Source organism: Yoonia maritima, from assembly GCF_043641945.1.
Taxonomy (GTDB): Bacteria; Pseudomonadota; Alphaproteobacteria; order Rhodobacterales; family Rhodobacteraceae; genus Yoonia; species Yoonia maritima_B.
Genome location: NZ_JBHZRX010000002.1, coordinates 354,111 through 373,708, shown reverse-complemented (window position 1 = coordinate 373,708; position 19,598 = coordinate 354,111). Strand labels below are relative to the sequence as shown.

General features: G+C 54.8%; 20 protein-coding genes. 11 read left to right on the top strand and 9 right to left on the bottom strand.

Annotated features, from left to right (window positions below):
• Positions 1–8: 8 nt before the first annotated feature.
• The 4 genes from ACHUEV_RS05420 to ACHUEV_RS05405 all read right to left on the bottom strand — a co-directional run bounded on the left by ACHUEV_RS05420 (position 9) and on the right by ACHUEV_RS05405 (position 3,638).
• Positions 9–488, bottom strand: coding sequence for a GNAT family N-acetyltransferase (locus tag ACHUEV_RS05420; protein ID WP_394178038.1), 480 nt, complete (start codon positions 486–488; stop codon positions 9–11).
• A complete protein-coding gene (locus ACHUEV_RS05415) occupies positions 485–2,302 on the bottom strand; it encodes a M3 family oligoendopeptidase (RefSeq protein WP_394178037.1) in 1,818 nt (605 codons plus the stop codon). Before ACHUEV_RS05415 ends, ACHUEV_RS05420 begins: the two co-directional genes overlap by 4 nt.
• Before the next feature lie 86 nt (positions 2,303–2,388).
• The gene (locus ACHUEV_RS05410; protein ID WP_394178036.1) at positions 2,389–3,345 is read right to left on the bottom strand and encodes an alpha/beta hydrolase; all 957 of its coding nucleotides are present in this window, start codon (positions 3,343–3,345) and stop codon (positions 2,389–2,391) included.
• 2 nt (positions 3,346–3,347) lie between these two features.
• Positions 3,348–3,638 (bottom strand): SCP2 sterol-binding domain-containing protein, encoded by a 291-nt coding sequence (locus ACHUEV_RS05405; RefSeq protein WP_106356039.1) that lies wholly within the window; start codon positions 3,636–3,638, stop codon positions 3,348–3,350.
• A 74-nt stretch (positions 3,639–3,712) separates the two neighbouring features.
• Between ACHUEV_RS05405 and ACHUEV_RS05400 the strand changes: the two genes are divergently transcribed.
• The 5 genes from ACHUEV_RS05400 to ACHUEV_RS05380 all read left to right on the top strand — a co-directional run bounded on the left by ACHUEV_RS05400 (position 3,713) and on the right by ACHUEV_RS05380 (position 8,486).
• A complete protein-coding gene (locus ACHUEV_RS05400) occupies positions 3,713–4,273 on the top strand; it encodes a tetratricopeptide repeat protein (protein WP_394178035.1) in 561 nt (186 codons plus the stop codon).
• 26 nt (positions 4,274–4,299) lie between these two features.
• Positions 4,300–6,993: a helicase-related protein gene (locus ACHUEV_RS05395; protein ID WP_394178034.1), complete on the top strand. Its 2,694-nt coding sequence runs from the start codon at positions 4,300–4,302 to the stop codon at positions 6,991–6,993.
• Positions 6,990–7,379 carry an RNA-binding S4 domain-containing protein gene (locus ACHUEV_RS05390; RefSeq protein WP_394178033.1) on the top strand — a complete coding sequence of 130 codons (390 nt, stop codon included), beginning with the start codon at positions 6,990–6,992 and terminating at the stop codon, positions 7,377–7,379. Before ACHUEV_RS05395 ends, ACHUEV_RS05390 begins: the two co-directional genes overlap by 4 nt.
• Before the next feature lie 49 nt (positions 7,380–7,428).
• Positions 7,429–7,764 (top strand): ferredoxin FdxA, encoded by a 336-nt coding sequence (gene fdxA / locus ACHUEV_RS05385; RefSeq protein WP_106356031.1) that lies wholly within the window; start codon positions 7,429–7,431, stop codon positions 7,762–7,764.
• 215 nt (positions 7,765–7,979) lie between these two features.
• Positions 7,980–8,486, top strand: a complete 507-nt coding sequence (locus tag ACHUEV_RS05380) for a CarD family transcriptional regulator (protein WP_394178032.1) — start codon at positions 7,980–7,982, stop codon at positions 8,484–8,486.
• A gap of 54 nt (positions 8,487–8,540) precedes the next feature.
• Here ACHUEV_RS05380 and ACHUEV_RS05375 read toward each other — a convergent pair whose 3' ends face one another.
• Entirely contained in the window at positions 8,541–9,005 is a 465-nt protein-coding gene (locus ACHUEV_RS05375; protein WP_394178031.1) for a hypothetical protein, read from the bottom strand.
• A gap of 232 nt (positions 9,006–9,237) precedes the next feature.
• Positions 9,238–10,500, bottom strand: coding sequence for a phosphoribosylamine--glycine ligase (purD, locus tag ACHUEV_RS05370; protein ID WP_394178030.1), 1,263 nt, complete (start codon positions 10,498–10,500; stop codon positions 9,238–9,240).
• 160 nt (positions 10,501–10,660) lie between these two features.
• Here purD and ACHUEV_RS05365 point away from each other — a divergent pair, with 160 nt between their 5' ends.
• Both ACHUEV_RS05365 and xseA read left to right on the top strand, forming a co-directional pair.
• A complete protein-coding gene (locus ACHUEV_RS05365) occupies positions 10,661–11,251 on the top strand; it encodes a glycine-rich domain-containing protein (protein ID WP_394178029.1) in 591 nt (196 codons plus the stop codon).
• The gene (xseA, locus tag ACHUEV_RS05360) at positions 11,251–12,660 is read left to right on the top strand and encodes an exodeoxyribonuclease VII large subunit (RefSeq protein ID WP_394178028.1); all 1,410 of its coding nucleotides are present in this window, start codon (positions 11,251–11,253) and stop codon (positions 12,658–12,660) included. The genes ACHUEV_RS05365 and xseA overlap by 1 nt, the downstream gene beginning before the upstream one ends.
• Here xseA and ACHUEV_RS05355 read toward each other — a convergent pair.
• Genes ACHUEV_RS05355 through ACHUEV_RS05345 form a run of 3 tightly spaced genes read right to left on the bottom strand, consistent with a single transcriptional unit; the run spans position 12,647 to position 14,845 of the window.
• Positions 12,647–13,465, bottom strand: coding sequence for an aminoglycoside phosphotransferase family protein (locus ACHUEV_RS05355; RefSeq protein WP_394178027.1), 819 nt, complete (start codon positions 13,463–13,465; stop codon positions 12,647–12,649). The genes xseA and ACHUEV_RS05355 overlap by 14 nt on opposite strands.
• Entirely contained in the window at positions 13,462–13,851 is a 390-nt protein-coding gene (locus ACHUEV_RS05350) for a hypothetical protein (protein ID WP_394178026.1), read from the bottom strand. The genes ACHUEV_RS05355 and ACHUEV_RS05350 overlap by 4 nt, the downstream gene beginning before the upstream one ends.
• A complete protein-coding gene (locus ACHUEV_RS05345; protein ID WP_394178025.1) occupies positions 13,844–14,845 on the bottom strand; it encodes an alkane 1-monooxygenase in 1,002 nt (333 codons plus the stop codon). The genes ACHUEV_RS05350 and ACHUEV_RS05345 overlap by 8 nt, the downstream gene beginning before the upstream one ends.
• A 149-nt stretch (positions 14,846–14,994) precedes the next feature.
• On the opposite strand from ACHUEV_RS05345, the gene ACHUEV_RS05340 reads away from it, so the two are divergent.
• The 4 genes from ACHUEV_RS05340 to ACHUEV_RS05325 all read left to right on the top strand — a co-directional run bounded on the left by ACHUEV_RS05340 (position 14,995) and on the right by ACHUEV_RS05325 (position 19,595).
• Positions 14,995–16,680, top strand: coding sequence for an NAD(P)H-dependent oxidoreductase subunit E (locus ACHUEV_RS05340; protein ID WP_394178024.1), 1,686 nt, complete (start codon positions 14,995–14,997; stop codon positions 16,678–16,680).
• 67 nt (positions 16,681–16,747) lie between these two features.
• Complete coding sequence (ftsY, locus tag ACHUEV_RS05335) at positions 16,748–17,845, top strand: signal recognition particle-docking protein FtsY (RefSeq protein ID WP_394178023.1); 1,098 nt, start codon at positions 16,748–16,750, stop codon at positions 17,843–17,845.
• Complete coding sequence (locus tag ACHUEV_RS05330) at positions 17,842–18,687, top strand: hypothetical protein (RefSeq protein WP_394178022.1); 846 nt, start codon at positions 17,842–17,844, stop codon at positions 18,685–18,687. The genes ftsY and ACHUEV_RS05330 overlap by 4 nt, the downstream gene beginning before the upstream one ends.
• The gene (locus ACHUEV_RS05325) at positions 18,684–19,595 is read left to right on the top strand and encodes an EamA family transporter (RefSeq protein WP_394178021.1); all 912 of its coding nucleotides are present in this window, start codon (positions 18,684–18,686) and stop codon (positions 19,593–19,595) included. The genes ACHUEV_RS05330 and ACHUEV_RS05325 overlap by 4 nt, the downstream gene beginning before the upstream one ends.
• The last annotated feature ends 3 nt before the right edge of the window (positions 19,596–19,598 follow it).

Genomic DNA, 19,598 nt, shown 5'->3' with positions numbered 1-19,598 from the left:
CGCGGCCCCTATTTTTTTAGCTGAAACTTCAGGATATTTTGTGGCCCTGCACCGCCGTGCATGTATTGGGCGCCAGTATCGATAAACCCACCGCTTACATAGGCGCGATATGCGCCGGGATTACGTAAGTTGACCGTGAGCATGATCGCCTCGGCCTTTGGGTATGCAGCAGACAGATAGGAATGGAGCTGCTGACAACATGCCTTTGCTATGCCACGGCCTTGCTTGTGCTGATCAATCAGAAACGTTCGTAGCCCAAAGATACTGCGCGCGGCAAACTGGTGGTGGTTGTGAAACCCGCGATCAATGCGAAACATGCCCACGGCTGCGCCGTCAGACAAAATCACATGCACATCAATTACGGGATCGTTCAGGTCGATGACTTCAGTAGGTTGCCCCGAAAACACGACCTGATCAGGTGCCACCGTAACCTGCCGTAGCTTGTCAGCTAGGGCAGGTGTGAGCGGCGTCAGCGTGACGGATGTCACTCTTCCATTGCCTCAAGTTCGTCGATGAAACCTTCGATCATGGACAGGCCTTTGTCCCAGAATTTTGGGTCAGACGCATCAAGGCCAAACGGTGCAAGAAGGTCTTTGTGGTGTTTGGATCCGCCCGCGCGCAGCATTTCGAAATACTTGGTTTGGAAATCAGCATCGCCTTCTGCGTAGACGGCGTACAATGCGTTCACTAGCCCGTCGCCAAACGCATAGGCGTAGACGTAGAAGGGCGAATGCACAAAGTGCGGGATGTAGGCCCAGAAGGTTTCATAACCGGGTGCAAAGTCAAAGACTTCACCCAATGATTCCGCCTGCACTGACATCCAAAGCGCGTTGATGTCGTCCGGTGTCAGCTCGCCTTCGGCGCGGGCTGCGTGCAGTTTGCATTCGAAATCGTAGAACGCGATCTGACGCACGACCGTATTGATCATGTCTTCGACTTTGCCTGCTAGCAGGACTTTGCGTTCTTCTTTGGTTTTTGCCCCGTCCAGAAGTTTCTGGAATGTTAGCATCTCACCAAACACTGATGCCGTTTCCGCCAGTGTCAGCGGGGTGGACGAGAGCAGTTCGCCTTGTTCTGCTGCCAGAACTTGGTGCACGCCATGCCCCAGTTCATGGGCTAGTGTCATGACATCGCGGGGTTTGCCCAGATAGTTCAACATGACATAGGGGTGCACTGGTGTGACCGTAGGGTGGGCGAATGCACCGGGGGCCTTGCCGGGCTTAACGGCGGCGTCGATCCAGCCTTTGTCAAAGAACGGCTGTGCGATTTCTGCCATCTTTGGATCAAAGCTCGCGTAGGCATCCAACACGGTTTTTGTCGCCTCGTCCCAATCAACGGTACGGGTCGTTTCCATCGGGAGGGGCGCGTTGCGGTCCCATGTCTGCATCCGCTCAAGTCCCAGCCATTTGGCTTTCAGCGCGTAGTAACGATGCGACAGGCGCGGGTAGGCGGCGACCACGGCGTTGCGCAGCGCTTCGACGACTTCGGGTTCGACGTGGTTAGACAGGTGCCGGCCTGTTTGCGGGGTCGGCATCTTGCGCCAGCGGTCTTCGATCTCTTTTTCTTTGGCAAGCGTGTTGTGCACGCGAGAAAAGATTTTGATGTTGTCTTGAAAAACCTTCGCCAAAGCATGTGTCGCGGCTTCGCGTTTGCTGCGGTCTTGTTCGGTGAGCAGGTTTAGCGTCGCTTCAAGGTTCAAGGTCTCGCCATCGACGTCGAATTCAAGCCCGGCCATTGTTTCGTCAAACAGGCGATTCCATGCGGCAGACCCAACAGTGGATTGGTCGTGCAGGAATTTCTCTAGCTCATCGGATAGCTGATGCGGTTTCATCGCACGCATTCGGTCGAACACAGGTTTGTAACAGGCAAGGTCGTCGTTTGCAGCCAATAGCCCGGCAAGATGGTCATCATCCAACCGGTTAAATTCAAGGCCGTAGAACACCAACGGGGTGGTGAAATTTGTAATCTTGTCTTGGCAGTCCGCCATGAATTTTGCGCGGTCACTATCTGTTGTGATTTGATAATAACGCAGCCCAGCAAAAGACATGATGCGCCCAGCGATCACGTCGATCTGTTCGTACCGCTGAACGGCTACCAGAAGCCCTGCAGCGTCTAGGGTGTCCAGTTTACCTTCATAATCACTCGCAAATGCGGCGCATTCGGTTTCGAGCCAGCCCATATCGCGCGTCAGTTCGGGTGCGTCTTCGCTTGTGTAAAGATCGCTCAAATCCCACTCAGGCAGATTGCCCAAGTCTTTTCCGCCAATGGCGTTTGCGTCGAATACGGGCTGTGGGAACTTCATATCATACCTCTGAACGGTTGTTTGCGCACAACATAGGTATGTGCCGGGGCAGTTGAAAGCCCCCAACATGTTCAAAGGTTTGATCGTTAGGCGATGACTTTGGCGTTCGATGTCGCTTCAAAGTGGGACGCTGTCGCATCAAAGATGCTTGCCTGAATAGCAGGGCTGTCCATCATCATCTCGTGTTGGCCGCCGGAAATGACGCGCAATTGGCCGTTCGGCCAATTTGCCATGCGGTCGCGGATGCGCACTGGGTCAACGATAGCTTCGTTACTTCCAAGAAAGGTGAGGCATGGGATGTTCGTAGGCGACGGAAGCGCGCTAAGGCGGTGCATCTCACGCAAGGATGTATTTAGCCAACGCAATGACGGACCACCAAGCGCTAGGTCAGGATGACAGCGCAGCTGTTGTCCCAGTGTTTCGTACATGTCGCGGTCATTCGTTAGCGTATTGCCCTCGAACGAGGCGCGCAAAACGTAAGGTTTTTCAAATTGTCCGGGTGCAAGAGTTTCATCAAACCCAAGATGCCTACTTACTGTCGAAAGCCCCCATGCAATAGGGCGCAGGGCAACAGACATCTGAATGCCCCACATCGGCGCTGAGAACATCGCAGCTTTGATATCAAGTCCATTGATCAAAGAGCGGAGGCCAATGCAGCCACCCATTGAATGGGCAATCATATAATAGGGTTTTGGCAGGTTTTGGGCCTTTGCATAGGCCACAAGTGCCGCAACATCATGCTGAAAGTCAGGGAAACGAGCGACGTGGCCAATTGCCCGGTTCGCCGTCATGCGATCAGAAATGCCCTGACCACGCCAATCGACGACAACGCTAGCAAAGCCGCGTTCGTGCAATGCCTTTGCCGCGCGTCCGTATTTTTCGATAAATTCGGTGCGACCAGGAAAGATCAGTACGGTGCCTTTGGCATCCTTTTTCTTCCAATGGCCCGCGCGAATGCGCAGCCCATCAGTTGTTCGTAGCCAATGGGCAGCACCCCCCGCAGGACCATTTGCAATGTCGTCAAAAAGAGGTGCTGATTCCATCGTTAACCCAGTACGCTAGAAAGCTTCATCGCCTGACCCATGTCGCCATCGACAGTCAGTTTTCCGGTCATGAATGCCGTTGTTGGGTTCAGTTCGCCGTCAAGAATCGCTTTGAATGTTTCGGTGTCAGCGGTCAAAGAAACGTCTGCGTCGTCGTCGCTTGCGCGCGCGCCGTCTGCATCGATGATGATTGAACCTTCACCTTCGATTACAAATTTGGCAGAGCCGTCAAAGCCTGCGCCGTCCATCTTTGCGTTCAGGGCAGCTACGGCCTCGGTCACAACATCGCTCATGTTTTTTCGTCCTTCTTCGTTGATGTGGCGGCCGACCTCTGGTGTTGGCCGCGTTCTGCGTTACATTAGTTGTTATGGTTACGCTGACACATCGCATCAAACGTATCGTTACGGCACTTTATTTGGCAGTGGGGATTTCCTTACCTGCTGGTGCGCAGGAAACGACGCTGAATAACTTATATCAAGAGCTGCTCGAGGCAGATGAGGGTTCTTACGCGCGTATTGAGCAGCAAATTGTCGCACAGTGGGAAAAAAGCGGGTCACCTGCGATGGATTTGCTATTGCGCCGTGGTCAGGACGCGTTGCGCGATGGTCAAACAGATGCTGCTGTTGAACATTTTTCGGCACTCGTCGATCACGCTCCGCATTTTGCGGGTGGGTACTTTGGGCGCGCGACGTCGTACTATTTGCTTGGTATGACAGGCCCTGCCTTAGAGGACGTGCGCCACGTGCTGGATATTGAGCCGCGCCATTTTCAAGCGATCGACGGTTTGGCCGTGATCATGGAAGAGTTGAACCGCCCCGAAGATGCGCTGGAACTGTACAAAATGATTCTTGAAATCAACCCGCAGTCCGTCGCGACAAAAGACGCCGTTGCGCGTTTGCAGTTGCAACTAGAGGGGCAAGCGCTTTAAGGCGCGGGCAAGTCCTGAGGAAAACCATGACCACCGCGCGGATTACGGCCGTTCTTGGCCCGACGAACACTGGCAAAACCCATTATGCCATTCAACGCATGCTGTCTTATCGGACAGGTGTGATCGGCCTGCCATTGCGGCTGCTTGCCCGCGAGGTCTATGATCGTATCGTCGCAGAACGGGGTCCCGGCGTTGTCGCGCTGATCACGGGCGAGGAACGTATTGTGCCGCCGCGTGCGGCCTATTGGGTCTGCACCGTCGAGGCTATGCCCGAGGGAATGGGCTGCGACTTCCTTGCCATTGATGAAATCCAGCTTTGTGCCGATCCCGAACGTGGTCACGTCTTTACAGACCGCTTGTTGAATGCGCGTGGCCTGCATGAAACCCTGTTTATGGGTGCTGATACGATGCGCGGTGCAATCGCTGCCATGGTTCCCGAAGCGCAATTTATGTACCGCGAACGCATGTCGCAGTTAACCTATACAGGTTCGAAAAAGCTAAGCCGAATGCCTGCGCGGTCTGCGATCGTCGGGTTTTCAGTCGAAAATGTGTATGCAATCGCTGAACTCTTGCGCCGCACGAAAGGTGGCGCCGCCGTTGTCATGGGCGCGTTGTCACCGCGCACGCGCAACGCGCAGGTGGAAATGTACCAAAACGGCGATGTCGACTATCTGGTGGCAACAGATGCCATTGGGATGGGGCTGAACCTTGATATCAGCCACGTCGCGTTTTCATCGTTGATTAAATTTGACGGCCACCGCATGCGCCATTTGCAGCCGCAGGAGCTGGCGCAGATCGCAGGGCGGGCAGGCCGCCATATGGAAAACGGTACTTTTGGCGTAACAGGCGAGGCACCTCCGCTGGACGATGCGGTTGTCGAAGCGATAACAGAACACAAGTTCAGCCCAGTAACGAAACTGCAGTGGCGCAACAGCCGTTTGCAGTTCGGGTCCGTAAAACGGCTGATATCCACCTTAGAAGAACGCACGAATGATCGCTGGCTTACCCGCGTTCGCGAAAGCGATGACCTTAAGGCGTTAAAGACACTGGGTGGTGATCCAGAGGTCGCCGCACGTGCGACCGATGGTCCCTCAGTCAAACTGCTATGGGACGTCTGCCGCGTGCCGGACTTTCGTGGGATTTCTTCGGGTGAACATGCCAGCCTTTTGACGCATATTTATAACGACTTGCATCAGCTTGGGCATGTGTCCGCCAACTGGTTCGGTCTACAGGTCAGACGCATTGACCGCACGGACGGGGACATTGATATCCTATCAAAACGGCTGGCCTACATCCGCACGTGGACGTATGTTGCACAGCGCAACGGTTGGTTGCGTGACGAAAACCATTGGCGCGAGGAGACGCGCGCTGTAGAAGACCGACTATCAGACGCGCTTCACGGCGCGCTAACGCAAAGATTTGTGGACCGGCGGACAAGCATTTTGCTTCGGCGGCTCAAACAGAAGGAGAGCCTTTTGGCTGACGTAAACGACAAAGGTGAAGTAACCGTAGAGGGCGAATTCGTCGGACGGTTGGAAGGATTCCGCTTTCGGATGGATAAGGCTGGTAGCCCAGATGAGGCCAAGACATTGCGTCAGGCGTCAGTACAGGCGCTGGTTCCACAGTTCCACCTGCTTGCCGACCGGTTCTATAACGCACCAGACCCCGAGATTGATTTTACCGAACAGGGTGGCCTTATGTGGGGCGACCATGCGGTAGGTAAACTCGTTGCCGGATCTGATCCGTTCAAACCGGGTGTCACTGCTTTTGTTGATGACGAGGCCGGCGAAGACGTTGCTGCAAAGGTGCAGCGCCGTCTACAGCATTTCATTGATCGTAAAATCGCAGCGGGCTTTGAGGGTCTGCTTGCGTTGAAAAACGATGAAACGCTGACAGGTACGGCAAAAGGCTTTGCCTACCGGATGGCCGAAGGTTTTGGCATCATCCCACGTGGTGAAGTTGCCGATGAAGTCAAAGCGCTTGATCAAGATGCACGCGGTTCGCTGCGCAAGCATGGCGTTCGCTTTGGTCAGTTCACGATCTTCCAGCCGCTTTTGCTAAAGCCTGCGCCGACACGTCTGCGTTTGGTTCTTTGGTCGCTGGCCAAAGGTCTGCAAGAATTTCCAGAAAGCCCACCACCGGGTCTGGTGACTGTACCTGCCGCCAAAGATGCGGTGCCGGGTTACTATGCGATGTCAGGCTACCGTGCTGCCGGCGAGCGTGCGATTCGTATCGATATGCTGGAACGTCTGGCCGATATGCTGCGTGACAAAGACAGCCGTGGCGGGTTTGAAGCAAATCCTGACATGTTGTCGATCACAGGTATGACGCTTGAACAGTTCGCTGATCTGATGAGCGGACTTGGCTACAAAGCCGAAAAAGCTGAGCGTGAAAAAGTGAAAGCAGCACCTGCCGCTGATTCTGCTGACGCAGAGGCCGCGCCAGCTGCTACTGCAGAAGCAGAACCTGCCGCACCTGCCGAAGAAACCGGCCCAGAGATGGAAGTGTTTTACACCTTCACGTGGGGTGGCCGTGCTGCACGCCCTGCGCGTCCGCAAAACGACCGCCCACGCGGTAAAGGCAAGCCCAAGGGTAAGGGCAAAGGTAAGCAGCAGGGTGGTAACAAACCACAAACCTTCGCTGCCAAGCCAAAGCGCGAAAAAGCGATTGATCCTGACAACCCGTTTGCAGCCGCACTGGCAGGGTTCAAAAAGGATTGACCGACCAACCCCGGCAAACGATCCGGCTAGACAAATGGCTGTGGCATGCGCGGTTTTTCAAATCGCGCAGCCTTGCTGCCGGGGTGGTTACTTCTGGAAAGGTACGTGTTGACGGAACACCCGTCAGCAAACCAGCCCGCGCTGTTGGGCCCGGTGACGTTTTGACGTTCACGCAGGCCGACGCAACAAAGGTCGTGCGAATCCTTGGTTGTGGTGAGCGACGCGGCCCTGCGCCCGAAGCGCAAACACTCTATGAAGATATGTCACCTGTCGTAGAACGTCGTCCCTATAATCCGGGCGGTGATAGGAAAGGGCGTCCAACAAAGAAGGATCGCCGGGATATGATGACGCATCGCAGCATAGACGGTTCAATTGACCTTGAATGATCGGGCGCACTGTCCTAGCTAGGCCTTTGATACAAAGTGGAACGTGCCTATGACCTATGTTGTCACCGAAAATTGCATCGCGTGTAAGTACACAGATTGCGTTGAAGTATGCCCCGTAGATTGCTTCTACGAGGGTGAGAATACATTGGTCATCCATCCTGATGAATGCATCGACTGTGGTGTGTGTGAACCTGAATGCCCCGCAGATGCGATCCGTCCGGACACAGAGCCGGACATGGAAAAATGGGTTGAGTTCAACCGCAAGTATTCCGAGATGTGGCCGGTGATCGTGACCAAAAAAGATCCATTGCCCACAGCCGAGGAAATGGATGGCAAAGAAGGCAAGCTAGAGCTGCTTTCTGAAGCGCCCGGCGAAGGCGGCTGATTCGGCGCAATACGGCTGCCAAATTGCCTGATTTCATTGACGTTTTTATCGCTGCAATGCGGCGCTTTTAGATGTGGCGTTTTTATGATATGATAACGCTAATGCTGCGAACAAATTGATCCTATGACACAGACGATATCGCCGACGGTGACGTAAAGTCTCCGCCGGATTTTTTGTCGTCATTGTCGCCGTTGGATCATTAAGAAAGGACGACCATGAGTAAGAAGAAAAGTGAATTCAGCCCTGAGCAATTTGTTGTCTACCCTGCACATGGGGTTGGCAAAATTGTATCGGTTGAGACCCAAGAGGTAGCCGGGTTTGAGCTCGAGCTGTTTGTCATTTCGTTCGAAAAGGACAAGATGACACTACGCGTACCTACGCACAAAGCAACCGAAGTTGGTATGCGCGCGTTGGCGACCCCAGATGTGGTGTCACACGCGATGAAAACGTTAAGAGGTAAGGCCAAAGTCAAAAAGGCTATGTGGTCACGCCGTGCACAAGAATACGAACAGAAGATCAACTCGGGTGATTTGATTGCGATTGCAGAGGTCGTGCGCGACTTGCACCGTCAAGACGACCAGCGCGAGCAAAGCTATTCTGAGCGTCAGCTTTATGAAGCAGCGCTTGAGCGCCTGACACGTGAATTTGCTGCCGTTGCAGGTAGCGAGGAATCTGTTGCCGGCGAAGAGATCACATCGGTATTGGTTGGTCGCGCCGCGTAAGCGTCAAGTAAATCTAACAAAAAAGCCGCGCTCTAGTGAGTGCGGCTTTTGTGATTAATTTAAGTGAAAGCGAAGGCCCGCGGTGATCAGTAGATCAAAGCTGTCTTCGACACCGGGCAGCACTTGTACGAAGGTGTTTTTGTAATTCAGCTGCATCCCCATGAGTGGAACGACGTTCCCAGAATACCCTAAGTCCAAACCTTCAACGTCAGGGAAATAGCTCGCTCCGGCAAAGGCGGCTAAGCTACCATCGTTTGTTTCGATAATGGGGTAGGACACAAGAGCCGACGGAGAGGCATCCCCAAAGCTGTTTGTATACACGCCAGCAGTAAGAATAATGCTTTCGCAGTCCCATGACAAAAATACACCGGGGTTGAACTCGGTGTAATCAGTCGTGGCGTTCACATGCTCTGATCCAAGCAGAATCGAAATTCGATCCGGGCGTTCGAAACAATCAGCCCCCGCAGTTGTAGAAATTAGTGCAGCAACCAGCGCACAACTCATAATCCGACAAGACATTCTAACCTCACGACAGTGATAATATATGCAACTGTAGCTTGTATATCTATTAATATCGCTATCTACGATTGCAGGCAATAGATACCTGAACCATTGCTGTAAATAGCAATATCGATGAAATTTGCATTTCACTATCGGAATGTTAAATAATTCTCAGGCCTTTCGGAGGCCGTCTGATACGAAAGGGGTAAGCGTATTAACCCCTTCGTATCTACCGTCGGCGCAGCCGTATCTAAAGTGCGCGCCAACCGATGTCGGACCGGTAGAATCCTTGATCCCAATCCACATTCTGCGCCATCGCATAGGCTTGCTCGTGCGCCTCAGCCAAGGTGGCACCACGTGCTGTAATGTTTAGGACACGACCACCAGTAGCTGTGATCTGGCCATCTTTTTCGGTCGTCCCAGCGTGAAATACCATGTGGGAACTGTCTTCGGGTTGGGTTTCAAGTCCCTTGATCACAGTGCCTTTTTCGTATGCGCCTGGATATCCCTTTGCAGCCATGACAACGGTAAGCGCGTGATCGTCTGCCCAGTTTGCCTGAACCTGATCAAGGCGTTCTTCGGCGCAGGCCTGCAGCAGGTCAAGAATCTGGCCACCCAATCGCATCATCAGACACTGGCACTCTGGATCACCAAAGCGCACGTTGTATTCGACCAGACGTGGCTGCCCGTCTTTGATCATCAGCCCCACAAATAGAACACCTTGGAATGGTGTGCCGCGCTTTGCCATCTCATCCATGGTTGGTTGAATGATTTCATCTAGCGCCTTTTGGGTGACCGTGTCCGTCATGACCGGGGCAGGGGAATAGGCGCCCATGCCGCCAGTGTTTGGCCCGGTGTCGCCGTCGTAGGCACGTTTGTGGTCTTGGGCAGTGCCCACAGGCAGAATCGTTTTTCCGTCACATAGGACAAAGAATGATGCTTCCTCGCCTTCCATGAATTCTTCGATCACGACCTCGGCACCGGCATCGCCAAAGCTACCGTCGAACATGTCGTCAATCGCAGCGAGGGCTTCATCTTCTGTCATGGCGACAATCACGCCCTTACCAGCAGCAAGTCCGTCCGCCTTGACGACAATAGGGGCACCTTGGGCGCGGATATAGTCGCGTGCGGCATCGCCGTCTGTGAAATGCGCATAAGCAGCAGTTGGCGCGTTGGCCGCATCACAGATAGCTTTGGTGAATGATTTCGATGCCTCAAGCTGCGCGGCTTCTTGGCTGGGACCGAATACCAGCAGTCCAGCCGAGCGCAGCCGGTCAGCGACACCAGCGGCAAGCGGGGCCTCTGGTCCGACGATGACAAAGCTAATCGCGTTTTCTTCGGCGAAGGTGGCAACCGCGTCGCCATCAAGGATATTGATATCCGCACATTCCGCGATTGCAGCGATACCGGCGTTCCCCGGCGCAACGATCAAGCGATCACATTTGGGGTTTTGTTTGACGGCCCAAGCCAAGCTATGTTCACGTCCGCCGCTGCCCAAAATCAAAATGTTCATCACTGCCCCATATGCGTTGGTGTCTTTGCGCGGTTCTACGGTTGGACGGGTCTGATCACAAGTGTACAGAATCCGCTTATCCGCGCGTTTTCTGATTTCTGCTTGGCCTTTTGTTGCCTAACGCGCTAATTTTACACCCAAAGTGCTGAAAGGGCCGCAGATGAACTACGAAAAGCGGGATCGCAGGCTTTGGCATCGTCTTGAAGGCTATAGCTTTCACGAACGCCCATTGTCGCGTTCGCTGGTTGACCAACTTGAGGACGCGACAGGTCATTCGGTCGATGTTTGCTACACGATGGTCGAGGAATACCGTCGCTTCATGTACCTGATCGGTAGTACGGGCGAAGATCTGACTCCCTCGCCGATTGTGGACCAAGTATGGCGTTTGCATATCGCAGATCACCGCGCCTATTTCGAAGACTTCTGTCCAAGGGTCATCGGTCGCACGATTCACCGCGCCGACGATTTGCCGCCACTAGAAGATGACCCAGCATATGGGCTGACTTTGGACTACTACGCGCAAGAATTTGGTCGCCCACAGGTGCAGTACTGGCCCGATCCGGATGACGGCCTTGTGCGCCTATCGCAGTTTTTGATGTGGGCTGTTGGCTTTGCCGCCTTTGCGTTGTCGATGATATTTTCGTCGTTTCTGTTTGCATTTTTCGGCGCGATGGTCATCACAGGCAGCGCATTCTTGCAGTGGAAATACTCATCCTTGCCGCTGCAAAACTCGACACCAAAGGAAAGCTGATGGACCTGTTTGATGATGGACCGGCGGATAACACGCCGGAGTTTTCAGTTGGAGAACTGTCTGGGGCAGTAAAAAAGGCGATCGAAGGCGGCTTTTCGCACGTTCGCGTGCGTGGCGAAGTTGGGCGCGTTTCGCGTCCCGGATCAGGACACTTATATCTTGATCTAAAAGATGATCGCGCTGTTCTGTCTGCCGTCATTTGGAAGGGCCGTGCACAAGCGCTCGCGCATCGCCCCGAAGAAGGCATGGAAGTCGTTGCAACCGGCAAGCTGACAACATTTCCGGGGCAGTCTAAATATCAGATGATCATCGAAGATATCGCACCTGCGGGTGCTGGTGCTTTGATGGCAATGCTGGAAAAGCGAAAGGCGGCCTTGGCTGCCGAAGGGTTGTTTGCGCCAGAACGCAAACAACCGCTTCCTTATTTGCCCGAAATCATCGGGGTGGTGACCTCGCCGTCGGGCGCAGTTATTCGTGATATTTTGCACCGATTGCGTGATCGTTTCCCGCGCAAGGTGTTGGTTTGGCCGGTGGCTGTCCAAGGGCGGCGTTGTGCGCCTGACGTTGCTGCAGCTATCGAAGGGTTCAACCGGTTAACACCGGGTGGTGCTTTGCCCCGGCCAGATTTGTTGATAGTTGCCCGCGGCGGTGGATCACTAGAGGATCTGTGGGGCTTTAACGAGGAAATCGTTGCTCGCGCGGCCGCCGCTTCGCAAATTCCTCTGATATCGGCAGTAGGGCATGAAACCGATACGACACTGATCGACTTTGTGTCCGATCATCGTGCACCAACCCCGACAGCGGCGGCCGAGTTGGCAGTGCCGGTTCGGATGGAATTGCTTGCTTGGGTCGATCAGCAGGGCGCGCGTCTTGGCCGTGCTTTGTCGACTGGCGTTCAGCAGCGACAGCAGCGAGTGCGTGATTTGGGGCGTGCGCTACCAAGTTCGGAAAGCCTGCTGAATGTTCCGGCACAGCGTTTGGACCATCTTGGCGAACGGCTTCCTGTTGCATTGAAAACGGCGGCCGCGAAAAAGCGGCTGCAATTGTCAGAGGCGTCACTTCGCCCGGCGATCCTAAGCCGCCGTATTGCCGAAGATCGGCGCCGTTTAACTGCGCTTTCTGATCGTTTGGCACCAACCTTGTTGGCTGCGCGGGTCACGCGGCAATCTGAACGCCTAGGAACGGTATTGTCGCGCTTATCTGATCGTGCGTCGCGTCAACAGGCCGAACGTGTTGCGCGGCTGGCTGCATTAGAACGACTGCGCGAAACCTTGGGCTATAAAGCGACGCTCGAGCGGGGGTACGCGGTGGTGCGCGGTGAGGCAGGTGTTGTCACGCGCCAAGCCCAAGCCGTGGGTGGACTTGAAATTGAATTCGCTGATGGTCGTGTAAGAGTTAACGCGGACTGACTTCGCGCGCCGCCATCATTGTCGTAAGCAGGGTGACATCGGGCACAGGCGCGTTTTTCCAAGCTATGGTTAGGGCGCAGTGGACTGCGGCCCAATCCAATAAACGCTTCGCAGAAATTCCCGTGGTATTGGCCAAGATCGCGGCCATCCTGATCATGCGCGCGTGGCAGCCAACCCTTGCTGGCGCGTCCATCGGATTTAGAAATGCACTCGCCAAATCATAGGCTGGATCGCCAATCAGCCCTTTGGCGTCATAGGCGACGTAACCTCGGGTACCTTGGCGAATGTTATCGTGGTGAAGGTCGCCGTGTAGTAGTCTGATATTGCGTTGGTTTTTGATCATTGAGTGCGCGAGGCTTTGTGCCGCGCGGATCACTTCAGTGGTGTGCTGGGGCCAGCCGGATTGGGCCCTAAACTGCAGTAGCGCGTTGACCCGGTCCGTTAATAACGGCAGGTCGCAGTCTGCATTGACGGCATGCAGCGCCGCTGCTGTCGTTCCTAAAATCGCGCTGGCCTCGTCATCATTGCCTGTGCGGGACATATCACCCAAAGACGGACCATCCAGCCATTCCATAACGGCCATTCCATCGTGGGTATCAAAAATCTCAACTGCGCCATTGCCTTTGCGGCTTGCTAGAAGTGCAAAGCCGGGCCATTCGTCCTTGCTGTCGCCATCGTGATATATCTTTAGCGCTGCAGGGCGGCCTTTGCGTTCGACCTTCCAGATTGTCGCGATCTTGCTTTGATCCGTAAGGACCGGGTTTGCTAAGCCAAAACGGGCAAGCGCGGTGGCGTTAGGTGTCATGAAGACAGATCGTTGCAGATCAACGGGTCGTCGCGGTCGGGCAGTTCGCGGATGACTGTGAACGGTGGTCGGGTCGTATAGACGCCGCGTATGCCTCCGGGTTCATCATAGACGGTCCAGCATTTGGGTTCTGGATCATCGTCGTAGCGAAAGCATATGTCGCCTTTGCTTTCGAACCAGACGCCATATTGGCAGATGCCTGCTTTGGATGACCACATCACACGCCGTCCGGGCAAATAGCGTTCGATACCAATGTTGCCGTTGGCGATGTATTCATAGATCACCGTGCGGCCTTCGACATGTGCCTCAAAGGTGCTTGCGTCCATGCGGTCTTGGGCATTGGCTGCGCCAGTCAGCATCAGCAGGATAAACAGCGATTTAAGCATCGGACATCCTATCGACGAGCGGGTCCATCATGCGGCGCCAAACTGGGGGCACCAAAGCAATTGCCCCCATCACTGGCAGAGGCTTTGGCAGCATCGGCGCCTGATCTGGAATCGTGAGGGCAGGGTAATGACGTGATGGATGCGCGTGGTGATCTGAATGCCGGGTCGCGTTCAGCATCATTGCAGAGGTGAACCAATGCGGGCTGTTCCAGCTGTGCTCTGGCCCGATGGGGGTGGGTTTTCCGTTTTCACCCATTGCGCGCATTAGCCCATAATGCTGCACATAGTCAGACATAAGCAGCTGCATCTGCGCGTGGCCCGCCAGCAAGACATAGGCGATCAGCGCCTTCGGGCTGATCATCAGCGCAAGCAGCATAAATCCAGCGGCCCCACCCACATAAACGACATAAGGGTTGCGCCACTTTGGACGGTTAACCTTAGCGAGTCGTGTGGCCTCTGCAGCATACCCTTGACGAAACGATCCAATCCATGCGCGAAATGCAAAGCGGTAAAAGCTTTCTCCGCGTCGCGATGTGTTTGGGTCTGATGGTGTGGCGACATAACGGTGATGCACCAGAACATGTGCCGAAGTGTGATGCCCAAATAGCAATGAAATATAAACCCACATACCCAACCGGTGCAGGGCGCGGCTACCACGGTGGATCAGCTCATGTGCATTCGCATTGCTGACCTGACCAAAGAACATCCCGGCAGCGATGAAAAGACCCAGTTTTTCCATCAAGGCGTGGTCATTGCCAGCAAGGGCAAACACGGTAAGTGCAAGCAGCACAAAATGCACCAGCGCCAGCGCCACAGACAGCGTCGTACCCGCCGAAAATTCGGATGCAGGTCTGTCAGTTTTAACTGCATTATCAACAAGTCGCGCAAAACCTGTCAGGTAGATCAACGCGGCAAGGACCCAAAGCCCACCTTGAACTGCAGCCATGCCAAGCAAGGCAACCGGGACTAAGGTAATTATAGCAAATTGGCGCATTTGTGGGGTCATATGGCATCGGTACCATGGTGATTTGGTTGCGTCACTTCAAATGTGGCGTGAGGCGCTAACTGGCGCGTTACGTCGCTTTCTTGTGGTCGCCCATGGGGCGTGACGATATGTTTTTGCCAACGACGAAGGGGAATGAAATGGCAGCAGACGGACAAAGCGGTGTCTGGAAATCCGGCAAGGGCAAAGGGCGTCACACCCCAAAAGGTCGCCAGTTGGACGATGCTGCTTGGGCAGAGGTCAAAGCGATTTTGGGTGATCGTCCCCGTCGACGGGATTTGCTGATTGAATTTTTGCATCTCATTCAAGACGCTTATGGGTATCTGTCAGCGGCTCACATGTATGCATTGGCCGAAGAAATGCGATTGTCACAGGCCGAAGTCTATGAAGTCGCGAGCTTTTACGCACATTTCGACATTGTCAAAGAAGACGACACGCCACCGCCTGCATTGACGATCCGGGTCTGCGATAGCCTATCGTGCGAGCTTGCAGGGGCGCAGCAATTGAAAGCAGCACTAGAGGATGGGTTGAACCCTGCCCAAGTCCGCGTGTTGCGTGCGCCATGTATGGGGCGTTGCGATACCGCGCCGATGTTAGAGATCGGTCACAACCATATTGATCACGCAACTGTCGATAAGGTGCAGGCCGCGATTGCTGCCAATGATACTCACGCCCATGTCCCAGAATATCAAACCTACGCTGCTTACATTGCCGACGGTGGTTATCGTGTCTTGAGCGAATTACGCGACGGTGGAGATTGGGAGGCCGTCCAAGACAAACTACTATCATCTGGCCTGCGCGGTTTAGGCGGCGCGGGTTTCCCGTCAGGCAAGAAGTGGGGCTTTGTACGTGCAAACCCTGGACCACGCTATTTGGCGGTAAACGGTGACGAAGGCGAGCCGGGTACTTTTAAAGACCGGTTCTACCTCGAACGCACCCCGCATCTGATGCTTGAGGGTATGTTGATCGCTGCGTGGGCGGTCGAGGCCGATACGTGTTTTATCTACATGCGCGACGAATATCCGGCGGTGCTTGAAATTTTGCGCCGTGAGATTGCCGCCTTAGAGGACGCGGGTATTGTCGCGCCGGGTTACATTGATCTGCGTCGCGGGGCCGGCGCCTATATCTGTGGCGAAGAAAGCGCGATGATCGAAAGCATCGAAGGTAAACGCGGCATTCCACGTCACCGTCCACCGTTTGTGGCGCAAGTCGGCATCTTTGACAGGCCAACGTTAGTGCACAATGTCGAAACGCTACTTTGGGTGGCGCGTGTCTGTCGCGAAGGGCCAGAGGTGCTGCACCGCAATGAATTGAACGGACGCAAGGGCCTGCGTTCTTATTCGGTTTCTGGGCGTGTCGCCAACCCGGGTGTTTATCTGTTGGAAGCAGGATCGACCATTACTGACGTTATTGGTGCCGCCGGCGGAATGGCCGACGGCCATATGTTCAAAGCCTATCAACCGGGCGGCCCATCCTCGGGGTTGTTGCCTGCATCGATGAACGACATTCCGCTAGATTTCGATACATTGCAGCCGCACGGCACATTCATCGGATCCGCAGCCGTTGTCGTGTTGTCCGACCAAGACAGCGCACGCAGTGCTGCGCTGAATATGCTGCGCTTCTTTGAGGACGAAAGCTGTGGCCAGTGTACACCTTGTCGGGTTGGCTGTGAAAAGGCGGTTAAACTGATGCAGGCCGATCACTGGGATCAACCGCTTTTGACCGAACTTTGCGCAGCGATGGCAGATGCATCGATTTGCGGGCTGGGGCAGGCGGCGCCGAACCCGATTAAACTGGTCATGCAGCATTTCAGCGACGAAATCTGACCGGGTCTTTTCAATCACTGCCCAAGGGATTAGGTCATAAGACGTAATTTACCAAAGGCGCTGGCGCATGTCGTTTTTCAAAAAGCTCAAAGATCGGCTAACGGGATCATCTTCCAAAATTGACGAAGGTCTGGACGCGATCGTTAGCGATGGCGGAGTGGAAGAACCGCCCGTCGTTGAGGCGCCCAAGGTCGAAGTACCCGAACCGACGCCGGTACCGGAACCTGAAGTGGCTGTTGATGAACCTGAGCAGGTCAAGGACGCACCAGAAGCCCCTAAAAAATCTGGCATTTTAGGACGCATGTTCGGTGCTGAACAGGCAACCGTTGTGCGCCGCACGCTTGACGATGAGATGCTAGAGCAGCTTGAAGAATTGCTGATTACGGCTGACATGGGTGTGGATACCGCGCTGCGCGTCACGGCGAACATGGCCGAAGGGCGCTTGGGCAAGAAACTGTCGGTGGCTGAAATCAAACAGCTCATGGCGGATGAGATCACGCGGATCATGGAACCTGTCGCGCGGCCCATGCCGCTTTATGCGAAGAAACCCCAGGTGGTTCTGGTCGTTGGCGTGAATGGCGCAGGTAAGACAACGACAATCGGTAAACTAGCCAGCCAGTTTCAGGCGGCGGGCAAAAAGGTTGTCATCGCTGCGGGTGATACCTTCCGCGCGGCTGCCGTTGAGCAATTGCAGGTATGGGGTGATCGCGCCGGAGTACCTGTGCTGACCGCCCCCGAAGGCTCCGACCCAGCTAGCCTTGCATTCGACGCCATGACGCAGGCCGAGGCCGATGGCGCCGATCTTTTGATGATCGACACCGCCGGGCGATTGCAGAACCGGTCTGACCTGATGGAAGAACTGGCAAAAATCGTGCGGGTGATCCGCAAGAAAGACCCCGATGCACCGCACAACACGCTGTTGGTGCTTGATGCAACGACAGGGCAGAACGCGGTCCAACAGGTTAAGGTGTTCCAAGAACTTGCCGATGTGTCTGGATTGGTGATGACCAAGCTGGATGGCACGGCAAAGGGCGGTGTGCTGGTCGCACTGGCCGACCAATTCGGCCTGCCTATCCACGCGATTGGCGTTGGCGAGCAGATCGATGACCTTGCGCCATTCGATCCTGAAGAATTTGCAGCAGCGCTGGTTGGGGTCGACGCATGAGAACGCTGATCTTTGCGGCATGCATGGCCGCATCGCCAGCAGTTGCTTATGACACTATGACCGCGGACCAATGCCAACATAGCTGGGAAGCATTTGAAGCAGCAGTGATTCCATATGCAAATATGGATAAGTCCCCGAAGAAGGTAACCGTGACACTGGCCGATGATGGCTGGTGCGAGATCAATAGCAAGCAGCTGCCAGAATGGGCTGAAGCGGGGTTTTCGACACTCGGATTTCAGTTCGAAGACGTCGATCCTTTGCTCGCCGGTGAGGGCCTGCCAGAAGCGATGGCGCTACGCTTTGATGATCTTGCGCTGGGCGCGCGGGAATATGATGCATCACTTCGGTTGCGTCGATTGGCTGACGTAGGGGAGCTGATCGTCGAAAATGTCACTTTGCGTCACACAGACGGGAGCGGGGTCTCGGCAAGCGTATTGATGCAGGGGGCGTATTTTAGTTCCGTAGCGAATATGCAGTCCAGCCTACTAGGTATGCGGATGGCCAACCTGCGGGGGCAAGTCGCGGTGAACCAATCCTTGTTGGATGATCTTGATATCGATCTGTCCGCGGTCAATCGCGTTAGCGTCGGCAATGCGCTACGCGATGTGCCACGTTTGCAAGTTAGCACTGACACCCGCCAAGCGTTCCTGAGCATGGTGGCTGAACGGCAGGGCACGCTGGATGTCTCTATCTCTTCTGAGCGAGGGTTAGGTGCGATGCAGGTGGGGATACCGTCTGCAACATTAAGAAACGCGGAAAGCGACGATGACATCGCGACAGCCATGGGGGTGTTGCTTTCAGGTCTGACAATTGATCTGTCTTGGAAATCAGGTGATTTTTGAATAATTTAGCAGACTGGCTGGTCTCAATCGCGGGCACTCCCGAGGGCGCGCGGCTGGCTACGATTCTAGCTTTGGTGTCGGCAGTTGCACATGCGGTATTTGGCGCATTGCAAAAGGGGCGGTACGACCCGTGGTTGTCACGCGGCGCGATTGATATTTGGCTCGCCATCATTTCGGCTCCAGTCGCGCTGTTTTTGGTTCCATGGCCCAACGCGACAACCGCGATCATTCTTGTGGGGGCGGTTGTCGTTCACTTTGCATACAAGGTCACAATGGCGCTTGCGTATGAAAAGGCCGCATACACAGTGGTTTATCCGGTGGTGCGGGGCACTGGGCCACTTGTCACCGTTATTGCGGCATCGCTGTTTTTTGGCGAGCATTTCAGCGCGGTTCAGTGGGTCGGCGTTGCCTGCCTTTCTGGTGGTATCCTGTTGCTGGCATTGCGGAATCTGTCAGAAGAAATGATCGACATTGCCGCGCTTAAAACTGGGCTATTGTGGGCATTGGTTTGCGGGATGCTTGTTGCGGTTTACACGACATATGACGCCTACGGTATTCGACAGTCACCTGATCCGTTTACGTTTTTGGCGTGGTTCTTTTTCGTGACCGCGCTCGACATGCCCATCTTGGCTGTATTGCGGTATCGGCGTATGGCCGCGCCGCCTGTTCTGCGACCACTGATGTGGCGTGGGTTGGCTGGTGCGTTGATCGCATGGGTCAGTTTCGGCGGCGTGATGATGGCGACCCGCCTCGACAAAGTAGGCGAGGCGGCCGTGCTACGCGAGACATCCACCGTATTTGCCGCCTTAATCGGTTGGTTCATTTTAGGTGAAAAGGTCGGGCCTCGCCGCCTGTTCTTGATGGCGCTGGTTGCACTAGGCGCTGTGATCGTAGAAATGGGAGGCTAAGGG

What these genes read in the sequence shown, in the direction of transcription:
- purD (WP_394178030.1), bottom strand. Translation starts at nt 10,500, where the DNA reads ATGAACATTTTGATTTTGGGCAGCGGCGGACGTGAACATAGCTTGGCT.
- fdxA (WP_106356031.1), top strand. Translation starts at nt 7,429, where the DNA reads ATGACCTATGTTGTCACCGAAAATTGCATCGCGTGTAAGTACACAGAT.
- ACHUEV_RS05340 (WP_394178024.1), top strand. Translation starts at nt 14,995, where the DNA reads ATGGCAGCAGACGGACAAAGCGGTGTCTGGAAATCCGGCAAGGGCAAA.
- ACHUEV_RS05395 (WP_394178034.1), top strand. Translation starts at nt 4,300, where the DNA reads ATGACCACCGCGCGGATTACGGCCGTTCTTGGCCCGACGAACACTGGC.
- ACHUEV_RS05330 (WP_394178022.1), top strand. Translation starts at nt 17,842, where the DNA reads ATGAGAACGCTGATCTTTGCGGCATGCATGGCCGCATCGCCAGCAGTT.
- ACHUEV_RS05375 (WP_394178031.1), bottom strand. Translation starts at nt 9,005, where the DNA reads ATGTCTTGTCGGATTATGAGTTGTGCGCTGGTTGCTGCACTAATTTCT.
- ACHUEV_RS05350 (WP_394178026.1), bottom strand. Translation starts at nt 13,851, where the DNA reads ATGCTTAAATCGCTGTTTATCCTGCTGATGCTGACTGGCGCAGCCAAT.
- ACHUEV_RS05410 (WP_394178036.1), bottom strand. Translation starts at nt 3,345, where the DNA reads ATGGAATCAGCACCTCTTTTTGACGACATTGCAAATGGTCCTGCGGGG.
- ACHUEV_RS05380 (WP_394178032.1), top strand. Translation starts at nt 7,980, where the DNA reads ATGAGTAAGAAGAAAAGTGAATTCAGCCCTGAGCAATTTGTTGTCTAC.
- xseA (WP_394178028.1), top strand. Translation starts at nt 11,251, where the DNA reads ATGGACCTGTTTGATGATGGACCGGCGGATAACACGCCGGAGTTTTCA.
- ACHUEV_RS05400 (WP_394178035.1), top strand. Translation starts at nt 3,713, where the DNA reads ATGGTTACGCTGACACATCGCATCAAACGTATCGTTACGGCACTTTAT.
- ACHUEV_RS05355 (WP_394178027.1), bottom strand. Translation starts at nt 13,465, where the DNA reads ATGACACCTAACGCCACCGCGCTTGCCCGTTTTGGCTTAGCAAACCCG.
- ACHUEV_RS05365 (WP_394178029.1), top strand. Translation starts at nt 10,661, where the DNA reads ATGAACTACGAAAAGCGGGATCGCAGGCTTTGGCATCGTCTTGAAGGC.
- ACHUEV_RS05415 (WP_394178037.1), bottom strand. Translation starts at nt 2,302, where the DNA reads ATGAAGTTCCCACAGCCCGTATTCGACGCAAACGCCATTGGCGGAAAA.
- ftsY (WP_394178023.1), top strand. Translation starts at nt 16,748, where the DNA reads ATGTCGTTTTTCAAAAAGCTCAAAGATCGGCTAACGGGATCATCTTCC.
- ACHUEV_RS05345 (WP_394178025.1), bottom strand. Translation starts at nt 14,845, where the DNA reads ATGCGCCAATTTGCTATAATTACCTTAGTCCCGGTTGCCTTGCTTGGC.
- ACHUEV_RS05405 (WP_106356039.1), bottom strand. Translation starts at nt 3,638, where the DNA reads ATGAGCGATGTTGTGACCGAGGCCGTAGCTGCCCTGAACGCAAAGATG.